Genomic DNA, 14,580 nt, shown 5'->3' on the forward strand with positions numbered 1-14,580 from the left:
GAGCGGTTGGCGGGGTGGGATTTTTTTCGCTTATCATCCGTCGCTCGGCATACGAGGTGATAGATGGACCCGCCAGGACTGACCACTGACGACACCGGGTGCACCCATTGCACCTGGCGCACCGCAGCGCCGGAATACCCGCATTACCACGACTGTGAGTGGGGCGTGCCGGTGGCGGACGATACCCAGCTGTACGAGAAGATCTGCCTGGAAGGTTTTCAGGCAGGCATGGCGTGGATCACCATCCTGCGCAAACGCGAGCAGTTTCGCGCGGCGTTCGAGGGGTTTGATTTTCGCCGGGTGGCGCAGTACGGCGCGGCGGATATCGAGCGGCTGATGCAGGACCCGGGCATCGTGCGTAATCGCGCGAAGATCGTGTCCACCATCAACAATGCGCGCAGGGCGTGTGAGTTGGTGGAGGAGACCGGCTCGCTGGCACGGTGGTTGTGGGCGTTTGAGCCCGCTGACGATGAGCGCCCGGCCGTGGTGGACATGGCTTACTGGACAGGTAACCCCACCTCGCCGGCTTCCGAACGTTTGTCGAAAGCCCTGAAGAAGCGGGGTTGGACGTTTGTCGGCCCGACCACGATGTATGCGCTGATGCAGGCGATGGGGATGGTGAATGATCATCTGGAAGGCTGCTGCTGCCGGCCGCGAATTGAAACGCTGCGGCAGCAGTTCAAACGGCCCTGAATCCCTGGTTCCAGACTGTCAACACTGTGGGTGCGGCGGTGTCTGGGCTATCAGGACAGGAAACCACCGTCCACATTCAGCGACACACCCGTGGTGTAGCTGGACGCATCGCTGGCCAGGAACAACACCGCGCCGGCCATTTCGCTCGGATCCGCCACACGCTTGAGGGGGATCTGCGCCAGGGCCATTTTCAGGATTGCGTCATTCTTCACCAGGGCCGAGGCGAACTTGGTGTCGGTGAGGCCCGGCAACAGGGCGTTGCAACGAATGCCGAACTCGGCGCATTCCTTGGCAAACACCTTGGTCATGTTGATCACGGCGGCCTTGGTCACCGAGTAGATGCCCTGGAAGACACCCGGCGAAATCCCGTTGATCGACGCCACATTGATGATGCTGCCGCCACCGTTTTCGCGCATCAGCTTGCCGGCTTCCACCGACATGAAGAAATAGCCACGGATGTTCACGTCAACGGTCTTCTGGAACGCACCGAGATCGGTGTCCAGCACGTTGCAGAATTGCGGGTTGGTCGCAGCGTTGTTCACCAGGATATCCAGGCGACCAAACTGCTCGCGAATGCCGGCGAACACTTGGGTGATCTGCTCCATTTCGCCGATATGGCAGGCCACGGCGGTGGCCTTGCCGCCGTCGGCGATGATTGCATCAGCCACGTGCTGGCAGCCTTCCAGCTTGCGGCTGGAAACGATCACGTGAGCGCCTTGTTGGGCCAGCAACTTGGCGATGGCTTCACCGATGCCACGGCTGGCGCCGGAAACAAAAGCAATCTTGCCATCGAGGTCGAACAGGTTGGTCTTGGACATGAGGGTTCCTTGGTGTGTGCGATCAGAGCGCTGATTTGCCGATGACATTCAGGCTCATTTGCTCCAGCAGCTTGTTCATTTGAATGAACTGCGCAAAGCGTTTGTCCTGGGTCTGGCCATGGAAGAAGCGGTAGTAGATCTGCTGCACGATGCCCGCCAGGCGGAACAGGCCGTAGGTGTAGTAGAAGTCGAAATTGTCGATCTGCAGGCCCGCGCGTTCAGCGTAGTAATCGACGAACTGGCGGCGGGTGAGCATGCCGGGGACGTTGCTTGGCTGACGGCGCATCAGTTGCACCGGCGCAGGGTCGGCGGCTTCGATCCAGTAGGCGAGGGTGTTGCCCAGGTCCATCAGCGGGTCGCCGAGGGTGGTCAGCTCCCAGTCCAGCACGCCGATGATCTGCATCGGGTTGTTTGGGTCGAGGATCACGTTGTCGAAGCGGTAGTCGTTATGCACGATGCTCGACGTTGGGTGGTCGGCGGGCATTTTTTCATTCAGCCACGCGCGCACGGCGTCCCAGCGCGGCGCGTCGGGGGTCAGGGCTTTTTCGTAGCGATCACTCCAGCCACGGATCTGGCGCTCTACGTAGCCTTGCGGCTTGCCCAGGTCAGCCAGGCCGCAGGCGCTGTAGTCCACTTGGTGCAGTTCGACGAATTTGTCGATAAAGCTTTTGCACAACGCCTCGGTCTTGGCCGCATCCAGGCCCAGTTCGGGCGGCAGGTCGGAGCGCAGGATGATGCCGTTGACGCGCTCCATCACATAGAACTCGGCACCGATCACCGACTCGTCGGTGCAATGCACGTAGGCCTTGGGGCAATAAGGGAAGCCGTCTTTGAGCTGGTTGAGAATGCGGTATTCGCGGCCCATGTCATGAGCGGACTTGGCCTTGTGACCAAACGGTGGGCGACGCAGCACGAATTCCTGACCGGGGTATTCCAACAGGTAGGTCAGGTTGGACGCACCACCCGGGAACTGGCTGATCGTAGGCGTGCCGCTCAAACCGGGGATGTGGGCCTTGAGGTAGGGATCGATCAGGCTGGCATCAAGTTCTTCGCCTGGGCGAATCTGGGTCGATTGGTCGTTCAGCGCCATGCTTATCCCTTCTGCTTATTCTAAAGGCCTTGGACTATTTCCTAATCTAATGCGCACCACCGCCCAGCGACAAGGTCGTGGCGGCTTAATAGGTTAGCGTGTTGGATGATGATCAGCGTGCCTGATCGGTCATTTATTGGGCGGGGGCAGGGCGACCGGCGTGAGCACTGGACGCCCGGCGAAGTATTCCACCAAGTTGTCCGCTACGCGCTGCACCGTGTCATGGGCGGCTTCCGGCGACAGGCCCGCGACATGGGAGGTGAGCACGGTGTTGCTGAGTTTCTTGAGCGCGTCGGGCACCTTGGGCTCGTCGTCGAACACATCCAGCGCGGCGCCGCCGATGCGGCGTTGCTCCAGGGCGGCGACCAGGTCGGCGGTGACCACCACGCTGCCACGGCCGATGTTGACCAGATAGCCATTCGGCCCCAGGGCGTCCAAGGCAAAGCGATCGATCAGGTGGCGGGTGCTGGCGCCACCGGGCGTGGCCAGGATCAGGAAGTCCGAGGTGCGCGCCAGTTCCACGGCGGTGGCGCAGTAGGTGTAGTCCACGTCGTCGCGCGGTTGGCGGTTGTGATAACTCACCTCCATGCCGAATCCCAGGGCGGCACGCTTGGCGATCTCCAGGCCCACCGCACCGAGTCCGAGAATGCCCAGCTGCTTGCCGCCCAGCGACGGGCGCATCACTTTCGGCCATTCACTGCGGCGCACGGCGGCGTCGGTCTGCGGGATACCGCGCACCAGCGACAGCAGCAACGCGATGGCGTGATCGGCCACCGACGGCGCATTCACTCCGGCGCCATTGGTCACGACAATTCCGCGATTGCTGGCGGCCTGCAGGTCGACATGCTCATAGCCGGCGCCGATCACGCAGATGATTTCCAGCAGCGCCAGGGCGGCGATTTCCTCGGCGTACAAACCCAGCGGGCCACGAGTCAGTACGGCGTTGATCTGGCTGCCGTGGGCTTTGATGGCTTCGGCGCGTTCGGCAGGTGTCGGCGCCAGGATCACGTGAAAGTCATTGCTCTCGATGATGGGCAGGTAGTCGTTGATGGTTTCTACCAGGACCAGAACGGTGGCGGTCATCGGAAGGCTCTTGCTGAAGGGTTTGAGGGCATGAGTATGCAGTATTTGCGTTGTCAGAAGCGGACCTCAGCCGCTCTCGTGCGCTTCACAAACGCCCCAGCCAACGTCGCGTTGTGATGCTCGATAATCGCCTCTGCCTTCAGTGCCGCAGTGTCCATGCAGGTATGGCCGTCTTCCGGCAGCACCACCGAAAAGCCCAGTTCCACCGCTACCCGACAGGTGGTGTCGATGCAGAACTGGGTTTTCATGCCCACGATCACCAATTGACTGACCTGCGCCGCCCTCAGTTGCTGCTGCAAGTCTGTGCCCAGGAAGCAACTGGGGCGGGTTTTGTTGAACACCAGATCGCCGGACTCGTCGACATCCAGGCCATGCCATAGCTGCCAGGGCGCGCTGCCGGCTTCAATCGGCGAGCCTGTCGGACCAGTGTGGCGGGCGACGAAGATCGGGGCACCTACAGGGCGGGCACGCTGAATCAGTTGGTTGATGGTGGCGAGTACACGTTCGCGCTCGAAGGGCTTTTCCGGACCGTCGTATAAGCCAGTTTGCATATCGATGATCAGCAGGGCGTCAGTCATGGTGTTGCTCCTTGCAATGGCCAGGTGGCGGAGCAATAAAAAGGCCCCGTCCATTGCTGGCGGGGCCTTGGGTTGAATCTGTGAGGTGTTTAGCGTGAACACCCACCGCAACCGCACGACCCGCCTGAGGCGGTCGTGGTGGTGGTGGTGGTGGTGGTGAGGTTCAGCTGAATACGGTTCATGGCTGGATCATGCTGAGAGCGGCGCCTAGTTGTCAACGAATGTATTTGAGTTGCGCGCGGCGCGTCGATGTACCACGCCACCGTTCCTCAGCTAAGTCTTTGCTTATTCAACAGAATCCCGGACAATCCGGCCCCTTCTATGGTCGGGGCGCTGCCTGTCAGGTTTTCTGACTCGTCCCGGCCGTGTAAAAGCGGAGATCCGATCGGATGAATGATCAGGCCAGTAGCGTCGACCAACGCTATGAGACGACACCTGCAACCCTCACACGCTGGAGCCGCCAGGACACCACCTGGATGCTGGGCCTGTTCGGCACCGCCATTGGCGCCGGCACGCTGTTCTTGCCGATCAACGCGGGCCTGGGAGGCTTCTGGCCACTGGTGATCCTCGCGGTACTGGCCTTCCCGATGACATTCTTCGCCCACCGTGGCCTGACTCGTTTCGTGCTGTCCGGCCGAGAAGGCTCCGACATCACCGACGTCGTCGAAGAGCACTTCGGCATCAAGGCCGGTGCGCTGATCACCTTGCTTTACTTCTTTGCGATCTTCCCGATCCTGCTGATCTACAGCGTGGCGCTGACCAACACCGTCGCCAGCTTCATGGAACACCAACTGCACATTATGCCGCCACCACGGGCGATTCTGTCGTTGGTGCTGATCCTCGGTCTGCTGGCCGTGGTGCGTTGCGGCGAGCAAGTGATCGTCAAGGCCATGAGCCTGATGGTGTATCCGTTCATCGTCGCGTTGCTGTTCCTGGCGGTGTACCTGGTTCCGCATTGGAATGGCGGCATCCTCAGCACCGCCAGCGTAGTCCCAGCCCCGTCGGCACTGCTCAATACGCTGTGGCTGGCGATCCCGGTGATGGTGTTCTCGTTCAACCATTCGCCGATCATCTCGGCCTTTGCGGTTGACCAGAAGCGCCAGTACGGTGTCCATGCTGATGAGCGCAGTTCGCAGATCCTGTCCCGCGCGCACCTGTTAATGGTCGGGATGGTGCTGTTCTTCGTGTTCAGCTGCGTGCTGACCCTGTCGCCGGCGCAGTTGGCCGAAGCGAAAGCGCAGAACCTGTCGATCCTGTCCTACCTGGCCAACCACTTCGATAACCCGACCATCGCGTTCGCAGCCCCCCTGATCGCGTTCGTGGCGATTGCCAAGTCGTTCCTGGGCCACTACATCGGAGCCAGCGAAGGCCTCAAGGGACTGGTGCTGAAAACGGGTCGCCGCCCGGGTGCCAAGAGCCTGGACCGCATGACTGCCGCTTTCATGCTGGTGGTGTGCTGGATGGTTGCCACGCTTAACCCAAGTATCCTCCGCATGATCGAGACGCTGGGCGGGCCGATCATCGCGTCGATCCTGTTCCTGATGCCGATGTACGCCATTCGTAAGGTTCCGGCCATGGCCAAGTACCGTGGGCAGGCGTCGAATGTGTTTGTCACCGCCGTAGGCCTGGTGGCGATTACTGCGTTGGTGTATTCGTTTATTGCTTGAGTCTGATGCGGTCTAGCTGACTGCACGGCACTAAAAATGTGAGAGTGGGCTTGCTCGCGAATGCAGTGGATCGGTGAATAAATCACTGACTGACACACCGCATTCGCGAGCAAGCCCACATTTGTTTTGGGGTGTCGCTAATACTGTATTGCAGGCATAAAAAAACGCCGCGTACCTTGCGATACGCGGCGCTTCTTCACATCAACATATTAGGCTTGAATCACCGGGATGTTGGCGCTTGCTGCGATCTTGCGAAACTCAGCGATCTGGTCGAAGTTCAGGTAGCGGTAGACGTCACTGGCCATGGTGTCCAGTTTCGCCGCGTAGCCCATGTACTCTTCGACGCTCGGCAGACGACCCAGGGTAGACGCCACTGCTGCCAGCTCGGCCGAAGCCAGGTAGACGTTAGCGCCATCACCCAGACGGTTCGGGAAGTTACGGGTCGATGTCGACACAACGGTCGAATTCGGCTCTACACGTGCCTGGTTACCCATGCACAGCGAGCAGCCCGGCATTTCCATGCGCGCGCCAGCCTTGCCGTAGATGCCGTAGTAGCCTTCTTCGGTCAGTTGGTGAGCGTCCATCTTGGTCGGCGGCGACAGCCACAGACGGGTTGGCAGCTGGCCCTTGACCTGCTCCAGCAGCTTGCCGGCAGCGCGGAAGTGACCGATGTTGGTCATGCACGAGCCGATGAACACTTCGTCGATCTTCTCGCCGGCAACGCTCGACAGCAGACGGGCATCGTCCGGGTCGTTCGGTGCGCAGAGGATCGGCTCGTTGATGTCGGCCAGGTCGATCTCGATGACTTCGGCGTATTGCGCGTCGGCATCGGCTTCCATCAGCTCCGGGTTGGCAACCCAGGCTTCCATCGCTTGGGCGCGACGTTCCAGGGTACGCGGGTCACCGTAGCCTTCACCGATCATCCAGCGCAGCAGGGTGATGTTGGAGTTCAGGTACTCGGTGATCGACTCTTTCGACAGCTTGATGGTGCAACCGGCAGCCGAGCGTTCGGCCGAGGCGTCGGACAGCTCGAAAGCTTGTTCCAGCGTCAGGTCGTTCAGGCCTTCGATTTCCAGGATGCGGCCGGAGAACGCGTTCTTCTTGCCTTTCTTCTCTACAGTCAGCAGACCCGATTGGATCGCGTAGTAAGGAATGGCATGAACCAGGTCACGCAGGGTGATGCCAGGTTTCATTTTGCCTTTGAAGCGCACCAGGATCGATTCCGGCATGTCCAGTGGCATTACGCCAGTGGCTGCGGCAAACGCGACCAGGCCAGAACCGGCCGGGAACGAGATGCCCATCGGGAAACGGGTGTGGGAGTCACCACCGGTACCGACGGTGTCCGGCAGCAGCATGCGGTTCAGCCAGCTGTGGATGATGCCGTCGCCTGGACGCAGCGATACACCGCCACGGGTCATGATGAAGTCAGGCAGGGTGTGGTGGGTGGTCACGTCGATCGGCTTTGGATAGGCCGCGGTATGGCAGAACGACTGCATTACCAGATCGGTCGAGAAGCCCAGGCACGCCAGGTCTTTCAGTTCGTCGCGGGTCATCGGACCGGTGGTGTCTTGGGAACCCACGGTGGTCATCTTCGGTTCGCAGTAGGTGCCAGGACGAATGCCTTTGCCTTCTGGCAGACCGCACGCCTTGCCGACCATTTTCTGTGCCAGGGTGAAGCCTTTGCCGGTGTCGACAGGCGCTTCAGGCAGCTTGAACAGGTCGGTAGGGCCCAGGCCCAGTTCTGCGCGCGCCTTGTCGGTCAAGCCACGACCGATGATCAGCGGGATACGGCCGCCGGCGCGGACTTCGTCCAACAGCACCGGGGTCTTCATTTCGAAGGTGGTGATGACTTCGTCGGTGCCGTGTTTGCAGACTTTGCCAGCATGCGGGTACAGGTCGATCACGTCGCCCATGTTCATGTTGGTAACGTCGAATTCGATTGGCAGTGCGCCAGCATCTTCCATGGTGTTATAGAAGATGGGAGCGATCTTGCTGCCGAAGCAGAAGCCGCCAGCGCGCTTGTTCGGCACGTAAGGAACGTCGTCACCGAAGAACCACAGTACGGAGTTGGTCGCGGATTTACGCGAGGAACCGGTACCAACCACATCACCGACGTAGGCGATCGGGAAGCCTTGGCCGCGCATCTCTTCGATCTGCTTCATCGGGCCGGTCTTGCCTTGCTCGTCCGGCACGATGCCTTCACGCGCCATTTTCAGCATGGCCAGGGCGTGCAGCGGGATGTCAGGACGGGACCAGGCATCTGGCGCAGGGGACAGGTCGTCGGTGTTGGTTTCGCCGGTGACCTTGAACACGCGCAGGCTGATCTTGTCGGCCAGGGTAGGGCGGTTGCTGAACCACTCGCCATCAGCCCAGGACTGGACCACGGCTTTGGCGTGCTCGTTGCCGTTCTTGGCTTTTTCGGCCACGTCGTGGAACGCATCGAACATCAGCAGGGTGTGCTTGAGTTGGGCCGCGGCGACAGGTGCCAGTTCGGCGTCGTCCAGCAGCTCAACCAGGGTCACGATGTTGTAGCCGCCTTGCATGGTGCCAAGCAGTTCAACGGCGCGTTTCTTGTCGATCAGGGGGGAAGTGGCTTCGCCCTTGGCCAGGGCAGACAGGAAACCGGCCTTGACGTAGGCAGCTTCGTCAACGCCTGGTGGAATGCGGTTGGTGATCAGGTCAACGAGGAATTCTTCTTCGCCAGCCGGAGGGTTTTTCAGCAGCTCAACCAGGCCTGCGGTTTGTTCGGCGTTAAGCGGCTGGGGAACAATACCCAGGGCTGCACGCTCTTCGATATGTTTGCGGTAGGCTTCAAGCACAGTTATTACCCTCATCAGTGGTCCCACGGGACGCTCATCCAGCAATGAACGGCACGCATGCGCTCGGGGGCTTTTTGGGCCACAAAGCCAGCGCTGCCGGCATTTCTCACAGAAGCTGCTTTCAAAGTTTTACGCCTGCAGAACGGAGCTGATGAGGGTTGGCGAGGGCGTTGACCTACCGAGTCATTCACCATCGCCAACACCGTTCTGAAGGAACGACTGTGCTCGTGACGCTTTGAAAACAGCTTCCAGCGGATTATTGGCGCCTTACAAGGCCGGATGATTCTACGGCAAAAAAAATCTAAAGGTAAGTTGCCTCGCCAAGTTTGCAGGGTGATAGCCGTTAGACAAAGGGCTAACATGGCGCATTGTTTTGCTTATCTGCGTGTCGTTGCCCATGTCCAACCAAACCATCAAGACCCCCTGCGTCGGCCTGTGCTCCACGGTTTACGGTGATCTCGTGTGCCGTGGCTGCAAACGTTTCCACCACGAAGTGATCCAGTGGAACGGCTATAACGAAGAAGAAAAACGCGCGGTCTGGCTGCGGTTGGAGCAACTGTTGGTGCAGGTAATGGCCGGCAAACTCGAGGTATTTGACCCCAAGACCCTGCGTGGGCAGTTGGAGCAGCGCAAGATTCGCTTCGTGCCACATCAATCCGAGTATTGCTGGGCCTACCAGTTGATCGCCCGTGGTGCGCGGGTGATTTCCAACGTGGAGGCTTACGGCATGGTGCTGTTGCCGGAATTTCGCGATTGGCCCTTGCCAGACCTGCGTGACGCCATTGATCGAGAGTTCTTTATCCTGTCGGAGGCGCACTACCAGCGCTATATCGCGCCAAGCTTTCTCAAAGATGCATTTTCCAGCGGGTGACACAGAACCCAATGTGGGAGCAATCGTCCGAAGGACCCCGTCAGGCCTTGCTGGCCAGTTACTCCAACTGATCCATCAGCGTGTCAGGCTTGAGCACCAACACATCACTTTCCACGGCATCCAGTATCACCTCCGCCGTATTGCCGATCAGCGCCCCGGTAATCCCTGTGCGCGCCACGGTGCCGATGATCGTCACCGCCGCCTGCCACTTATGGGCGGCGAAAGGGATCAGCACATCCGCCGGGCCTTCCTCAATGTGCAAGTGTGAGTCGTCCACATCGAACTCTGCCTGAAACGCCTTACATTGCTCGCGATAACGCGCCTCGATGGTTTCCTTGAGCTGGAAGGTCGGGTCTGCCGCCGACAACATCGGCGACGGGTGGGCGCTGATGACATGCAACTGCGCCTTGGCCAGGCTGGCGATATCAAAACCATGGTCGATGATTGAATTGTGCAGCGCTCGATGGTCTGCATCAATGTTGCCCACATCGATCGCCGCCAGGATCACACCGCTCGTCCACGGCTTAGCCGTCTTGACCAGCAGCACTGCCGACGGGCAATAGCGCAGCAGCTTCCAGTCCGCGGGCGTCAGCAGGGCTTTTTTCAGCGGGCTGTCGGGGAAATGCTGCTTGATCACCAAGCCACAACCCTCGGCTTGCTGCACATCAATAATGGTTTCATGCAGGCTGTCATTCCAGGCCTGCTCGGTGCTGACGCTGTAGCCATCTTCCTGCAAGCCCGACTTCAGCAGCGCCAGCAGCGCCGAGTGCTCATGTTTTTTGTCGCAGACCAGCAAATGCAAGTGCGCGCCAGTGACCCCGGCGATCAGCTTGGCGCGTTTGAGGGCCAGGCTTTCCGAATGCTCGGGTTCGATGACCACCAGGATGCTGCGGATGGCTTGCATGATCGGATCTCCAAAAGAGGCGGGGGCTGGAACAACTATAGTTGCTGGCTGGCGCACGTCATGTTGATGCACATCAAGGCCCGTGACTGGTGGTCTGCGGCGGGGTCGGTATAATCGCCGGCCTTTTGTGATCCTTTTGCCCGTGAGCCCGATGAACCTGCCAGAAATCCACGAATTCCTCGGTTGCCGCACCCCTGACGCTTGGGTCCAGGCCGCGCTTGCCGATCAGGAAACCCTGCTGATCGACCACAAGAACTGCGAATTCAAAGCCGCCAGCACCGCGCTGAGCCTGATGGCCAAGTACCACGGCCATGTTGACCTGATCAACATGATGTCGCGTCTGGCCCGTGAAGAGCTGGTGCACCACGAGCAAGTCATGCGTTTGATCAAAAAGCGCAAGGTCGAGCTGCGACAACTGCACGCCGGGCGCTATGCCTCGGGTTTGCGCAAAGTCGTGCGCAGCCACGAGCCGGTCAAACTGGTCGACACGCTGGTGGTGGGTGCCTTTATCGAAGCGCGCAGTTGCGAGCGTTTCGAAGCATTGGTGCCGCATTTGGACGAAGAACTCGGCAAGTTCTACTTCGGCTTGCTCAAAAGCGAGGCGCGGCACTTCCAGGGTTACCTGAAGCTGGCGTACCAGTATGGCGACGGCAAGGACATTGCCCAGGTGATCGAGCGGGTGAGGGCGGCCGAGCAGGAACTGATCGAGTCACCCGACATCGAGTTCCGCTTTCACAGTGGCGTGCCAGCCTGACGCGACGGCCACGCCGATCAGCGCGGTTATTGCGGTCAGCAGCAGGATCACCGTCTGGGTACTCAAGGGCGCGGCGAGTACGGCAATCGCCAGGCCGGCCAATGGCTGCGCCAGGTTGTTGAGCAAGGTGATCACGCCCACTGTTTTGCCGAAGTCTTGCACCGGAATGACCCGTTGACGGGTGCTGCGCATGTACACGTTGAACATTTTGTCGAAACCGGTGACCAGCAGGAAACCCACGGTGTAAGCCCAAAGCGTGGGGCTGACCGCCATGACCAAGGCCCCGGCCCCGATCATTGAATACGACAGCCCGCCCAGCACTTTCAACGCCAGGGTGGCGCGTGCCAGGTAAAACAGAATAGCGATGGTGACCACTGCGCCGGCAGCCTGTAGCAGCGCATAGGCATCCTTGCCGGCGGCGAATTGCCCGGTCACCATCGCCGCCGACGTGGCCAGCGTCACGCCGATGATCAGGTTCACGCCGACTGCGAGGGCAATGATGCGCTTCAGCTCTGGCAGGTTGCGGATATGCCCGAATGCGATGCGCAGCGGTTGCAGCCAGATGTCCTGATGCTGTTCAAAGCTCTCCAGATTCACCGCAGTGTTGCGCTGCCAGGTCCGCATCGCCAGATCTGCTAGCACAAACAGCCCGGCAACCCCCAGCACCACCCAATGCCAGGCCCACACCTCCAGCATCAATGCCGCTACCAGCGGCCCCAGCACCAGGCCGCTCTGGTCGGCTATTTGTGAGTAGGACAAGGTCTTGGCGTAGGTGTAATGCTTGAAGATGTGCGGCATCACGACTTCGCGGGCCATGATGCCTTGAGTCGTCAGCACGCCGCACAGCGCAGACAGGGCTACCAGCCAATAGATACCGTCAAACACCCCGTAAAGCGCTACGGCCACTACGCACGCCAGTGCGCGGTAAACCTGGCTGATATGCAGGATGCGCACCGGCGAGAATTTATCGCACAGCGCTCCACAGACTGGAAAAGCCAGGTAGCGCGGCAGCGATTCGACGAAAAACGCAAGCCCGGCCAACGCGACGCTGTTGGTGGTCTGGAACACAAGCAGCGGCACGATAAACAGCAGTATCTGGTCCGCCAGCCGTGACAGGAACAGTGAGATAAAAAAAGCCAGGTAATCCTTGCGCATGCAACTCCCTGTGGATGGCGTTAAAGATTGCAGGTTATTTGTTAAAAACTCTTAAAAACATGAAGCTTGGTCGGCCGGTGTGAGCCCGCTGCGTTTGTTGCCCAGCTTGCCACCTATAATTCCCGCTCTTCAATCCGCATCTGCACACTGAGAACTTATGGAAAACCTGGGGTTGGGCAAGGTCTTGCTCGTTGAGGACGACGAGAAGCTGGCAGGGCTGATCGCGCATTTTCTGTCACAGCATGGTTTTGAGGTGCGCGTGGTGCACCGGGGCGATGAGGCCCTGGCGGCGTTCCTGGACTTCAAACCGAAGATCGTCGTGCTCGACCTGATGCTGCCCGGTCAGAGCGGCCTGCATGTGTGTCGCGGGATCCGCGCGGTGTCCGACACGCCCATCGTGATCCTGACCGCCAAGGAAGATGACCTGGACCACATCCTCGGCCTGGAGTCTGGTGCTGACGACTATGTGATCAAACCGATCAAACCCCCGGTGCTCCTCGCACGCCTGCGCGCCCTGCAGCGGCGGCAGGCGCCAGAACCGACGGTGCGCGGCGCCCTCGCTTTCGGGCGGTTGGCCATCGACCGCAGTTGCCGGGGCGTCAGCCTGGGGGATGACAAGATCGACCTCACCACCATGGAGTTCGAGCTGTTGTGGCTGCTGGCGAGCAACTCGGGGACGATCCTGTCCCGTGATGACATTCTCAACCGCATGCGCGGTATCGCGTTCGATGGCCTCAACCGCAGTGTCGATGTGTACATCAGCAAACTGCGCGGCAAACTCAACGACAACCCGCGCGAACCGGTGTGCATCAAGACCATCTGGGGCAAGGGCTACCTGTTCAACCCGTTTGCGTGGGAGGTCTAGATGCTGCGGCTCTACATCCGCCTTTACATCATTCTGGCGCTGGGCCTGGCGGGGGCAATCTGGCTGGTTAACTACACCTTCGATGAGCTGCTCCCTGAGGCCAACGAAACCTATAACCGCGAAGCCCTGCGCGGCCCCGCCTATGGCCTGGTGGAGCAATTGCGTCCCGTGCCGGCCGAGGCCCGCGAGGTGCGCCTGAGCGAATTGCAGCAGCATTACGGTCTGCGTCTGGATTTGGTGCAACGCGATGAGTTGGCGCTGAGCCAACGCGAGCAGCACTTGCTCGCGGCCGGCCAATTAGTGGTACGGGGCGACTTCATGGAGTTCATCGCCAATATCGATGGCGGCCCGCAACTGCTCAATATCAAGCTGCCTGAAGAGCCTAAATGGTTGTACCTGTGGGCCTACGGTTTGCTGGGGTTGTGCTTGGCAATTGTGCTGTATTTCTGGGTTCGTCCGCACTGGCGCGACCTGGAGCATATTCGCCTGGCGGCACAACGTTTCGGTGACAACGACCTCAGTTCCCGCATCCTGCTGCCACGCCGCTCCACCGTGCGCGAGCTGGCGGGGCACTTTAACCAGATGGCCGAGCGCATTGAAAGCCTGATCGCCAACCAGCGCGAGCTGACCAACGCCGTGTCCCACGAGCTGCGCACGCCGATTGCGCGCCTGTCGTTCGAGCTCGACCAGCTCAAGCAACAGACCGACCCGCGCCAGCGCAGCCAATTGATTACCGACATGTACGCCGACCTCGGCGAGCTGGAAGAAATGGTCTCCGAGCTGCTCACTTATGCCAGCCTGGAACGTGGCGCCACTCAGGTCACGCGCGAGCGCATCGAGGCCCACAGCTGGCTCGACAGTGTGATCGGCAGCGTGGCCCTCGAAGCGGAAGCGGCCGGCATTCAGCTGTCGCTGCGTACGTGCGAGGTGGACTTTATCCAGATCGAACCGCGCTTTATGGCGCGAGCGGTGATCAACCTGCTGCGCAATGCGATCCGATACGCCGAGCGCCGTGTGGAGGTGTCGCTGGTCACGTTCGGCAGCGGCTATGAAGTGCGGGTGTGTGACGACGGCCCGGGTGTTCCGGAGAAAGGCCGCTCGAAGATCTTCCAGCCCTTCATGCGCCTCGACGCCAGCCGTGACCGTCGCACCGGCGGCTTCGGCCTTGGCCTGGCGCTGGTACAACGGGTGTCGCAGTGGCACGGCGGCCAGGTGCAAGTGCTGGATTCGGAATGGGGCGGAGCGTCGTTCCGGATGACGTGGGCGTATGCCGATTAACGACC

13 protein-coding genes are annotated in these 14,580 nt (G+C 60.3%); 6 read left to right on the forward strand and 7 right to left on the reverse strand.

The window, feature by feature from the left end; all coding sequences use genetic code 11:
- Positions 1–63 precede the first annotated feature (63 nt).
- Positions 64–693, forward strand: a complete 630-nt coding sequence (locus AACY52_RS02175; RefSeq protein WP_339436585.1) for a DNA-3-methyladenine glycosylase I — start codon at positions 64–66, stop codon at positions 691–693.
- Between the two features lie 50 nt (positions 694–743).
- Here AACY52_RS02175 and AACY52_RS02180 read toward each other — a convergent pair whose 3' ends face one another.
- The 4 genes from AACY52_RS02180 to AACY52_RS02195 form a co-directional block, all read right to left on the reverse strand.
- Positions 744–1,511: an SDR family oxidoreductase gene (locus tag AACY52_RS02180; RefSeq protein WP_049713006.1), complete on the reverse strand. Its 768-nt coding sequence runs from the start codon at positions 1,509–1,511 to the stop codon at positions 744–746.
- A gap of 22 nt (positions 1,512–1,533) precedes the next feature.
- The gene (locus AACY52_RS02185) at positions 1,534–2,601 is read right to left on the reverse strand and encodes a phosphotransferase family protein (RefSeq protein WP_339415939.1); all 1,068 of its coding nucleotides are present in this window, start codon (positions 2,599–2,601) and stop codon (positions 1,534–1,536) included.
- Between the two features lie 129 nt (positions 2,602–2,730).
- Positions 2,731–3,684 (reverse strand): 2-hydroxyacid dehydrogenase, encoded by a 954-nt coding sequence (locus tag AACY52_RS02190; protein WP_339415941.1) that lies wholly within the window; start codon positions 3,682–3,684, stop codon positions 2,731–2,733.
- Between the two features lie 53 nt (positions 3,685–3,737).
- The gene (locus AACY52_RS02195; protein WP_339415943.1) at positions 3,738–4,262 is read right to left on the reverse strand and encodes a cysteine hydrolase family protein; all 525 of its coding nucleotides are present in this window, start codon (positions 4,260–4,262) and stop codon (positions 3,738–3,740) included.
- A 389-nt stretch (positions 4,263–4,651) separates the two neighbouring features.
- Here AACY52_RS02195 and AACY52_RS02200 point away from each other — a divergent pair, with 389 nt between their 5' ends.
- Positions 4,652–5,929 (forward strand): serine/threonine transporter, encoded by a 1,278-nt coding sequence (locus AACY52_RS02200; RefSeq protein WP_339415944.1) that lies wholly within the window; start codon positions 4,652–4,654, stop codon positions 5,927–5,929.
- Positions 5,930–6,138: 209 nt separating this feature from the next.
- On the opposite strand, the gene acnB is transcribed toward AACY52_RS02200, so the two are convergent.
- Positions 6,139–8,748 carry a bifunctional aconitate hydratase 2/2-methylisocitrate dehydratase gene (gene acnB / locus AACY52_RS02205; protein WP_339416331.1) on the reverse strand — a complete coding sequence of 870 codons (2,610 nt, stop codon included), beginning with the start codon at positions 8,746–8,748 and terminating at the stop codon, positions 6,139–6,141.
- A 397-nt stretch (positions 8,749–9,145) separates the two neighbouring features.
- Between acnB and AACY52_RS02210 the strand changes: the two genes are divergently transcribed.
- The gene (locus AACY52_RS02210) at positions 9,146–9,619 is read left to right on the forward strand and encodes a DUF1289 domain-containing protein (protein WP_339415945.1); all 474 of its coding nucleotides are present in this window, start codon (positions 9,146–9,148) and stop codon (positions 9,617–9,619) included.
- Between the two features lie 58 nt (positions 9,620–9,677).
- Here AACY52_RS02210 and AACY52_RS02215 read toward each other — a convergent pair whose 3' ends face one another.
- A complete protein-coding gene (locus tag AACY52_RS02215) occupies positions 9,678–10,523 on the reverse strand; it encodes a universal stress protein (protein ID WP_339415946.1) in 846 nt (281 codons plus the stop codon).
- A 151-nt stretch (positions 10,524–10,674) separates the two neighbouring features.
- On the opposite strand from AACY52_RS02215, the gene AACY52_RS02220 reads away from it, so the two are divergent.
- Complete coding sequence (locus AACY52_RS02220; protein ID WP_339415947.1) at positions 10,675–11,277, forward strand: tRNA isopentenyl-2-thiomethyl-A-37 hydroxylase MiaE; 603 nt, start codon at positions 10,675–10,677, stop codon at positions 11,275–11,277.
- Here the strand turns inward: AACY52_RS02220 and AACY52_RS02225 are convergent.
- A complete protein-coding gene (locus AACY52_RS02225) occupies positions 11,233–12,432 on the reverse strand; it encodes an MFS transporter (protein WP_339427581.1) in 1,200 nt (399 codons plus the stop codon). The two genes, AACY52_RS02220 and AACY52_RS02225, sit on opposite strands and share 45 nt — an antisense overlap.
- 157 nt (positions 12,433–12,589) lie before the next feature.
- Between AACY52_RS02225 and AACY52_RS02230 the strand changes: the two genes are divergently transcribed.
- The gene (locus AACY52_RS02230; RefSeq protein WP_339427580.1) at positions 12,590–13,297 is read left to right on the forward strand and encodes a winged helix-turn-helix domain-containing protein; all 708 of its coding nucleotides are present in this window, start codon (positions 12,590–12,592) and stop codon (positions 13,295–13,297) included.
- A complete protein-coding gene (locus AACY52_RS02235) occupies positions 13,298–14,575 on the forward strand; it encodes an ATP-binding protein (RefSeq protein WP_339439401.1) in 1,278 nt (425 codons plus the stop codon).
- Positions 14,576–14,580: the final 5 nt, after the last annotated feature.

This window comes from Pseudomonas sp. EA_65y_Pfl1_P113 (assembly GCF_963970525.1).
Lineage (GTDB): Bacteria > Pseudomonadota > Gammaproteobacteria > Pseudomonadales > Pseudomonadaceae > Aquipseudomonas > Aquipseudomonas tritici.

Bases quoted from the DNA above. Each gene is read 5' to 3' on its own strand.
- AACY52_RS02225 (WP_339427581.1), bottom strand. From the start codon at position 12,432: ATGCGCAAGGATTACCTGGCTTTTTTTATCTCACTGTTCCTGTCACGG.
- AACY52_RS02190 (WP_339415941.1), bottom strand. From the start codon at position 3,684: ATGACCGCCACCGTTCTGGTCCTGGTAGAAACCATCAACGACTACCTG.
- AACY52_RS02215 (WP_339415946.1), bottom strand. From the start codon at position 10,523: ATGCAAGCCATCCGCAGCATCCTGGTGGTCATCGAACCCGAGCATTCG.
- AACY52_RS02230 (WP_339427580.1), top strand. From the start codon at position 12,590: ATGGAAAACCTGGGGTTGGGCAAGGTCTTGCTCGTTGAGGACGACGAG.
- AACY52_RS02195 (WP_339415943.1), bottom strand. From the start codon at position 4,262: ATGACTGACGCCCTGCTGATCATCGATATGCAAACTGGCTTATACGAC.
- AACY52_RS02185 (WP_339415939.1), bottom strand. From the start codon at position 2,601: ATGGCGCTGAACGACCAATCGACCCAGATTCGCCCAGGCGAAGAACTT.
- AACY52_RS02180 (WP_049713006.1), bottom strand. From the start codon at position 1,511: ATGTCCAAGACCAACCTGTTCGACCTCGATGGCAAGATTGCTTTTGTT.
- AACY52_RS02220 (WP_339415947.1), top strand. From the start codon at position 10,675: ATGAACCTGCCAGAAATCCACGAATTCCTCGGTTGCCGCACCCCTGAC.
- AACY52_RS02175 (WP_339436585.1), top strand. From the start codon at position 64: ATGGACCCGCCAGGACTGACCACTGACGACACCGGGTGCACCCATTGC.
- AACY52_RS02210 (WP_339415945.1), top strand. From the start codon at position 9,146: ATGTCCAACCAAACCATCAAGACCCCCTGCGTCGGCCTGTGCTCCACG.
- AACY52_RS02235 (WP_339439401.1), top strand. From the start codon at position 13,298: ATGCTGCGGCTCTACATCCGCCTTTACATCATTCTGGCGCTGGGCCTG.
- AACY52_RS02200 (WP_339415944.1), top strand. From the start codon at position 4,652: ATGAATGATCAGGCCAGTAGCGTCGACCAACGCTATGAGACGACACCT.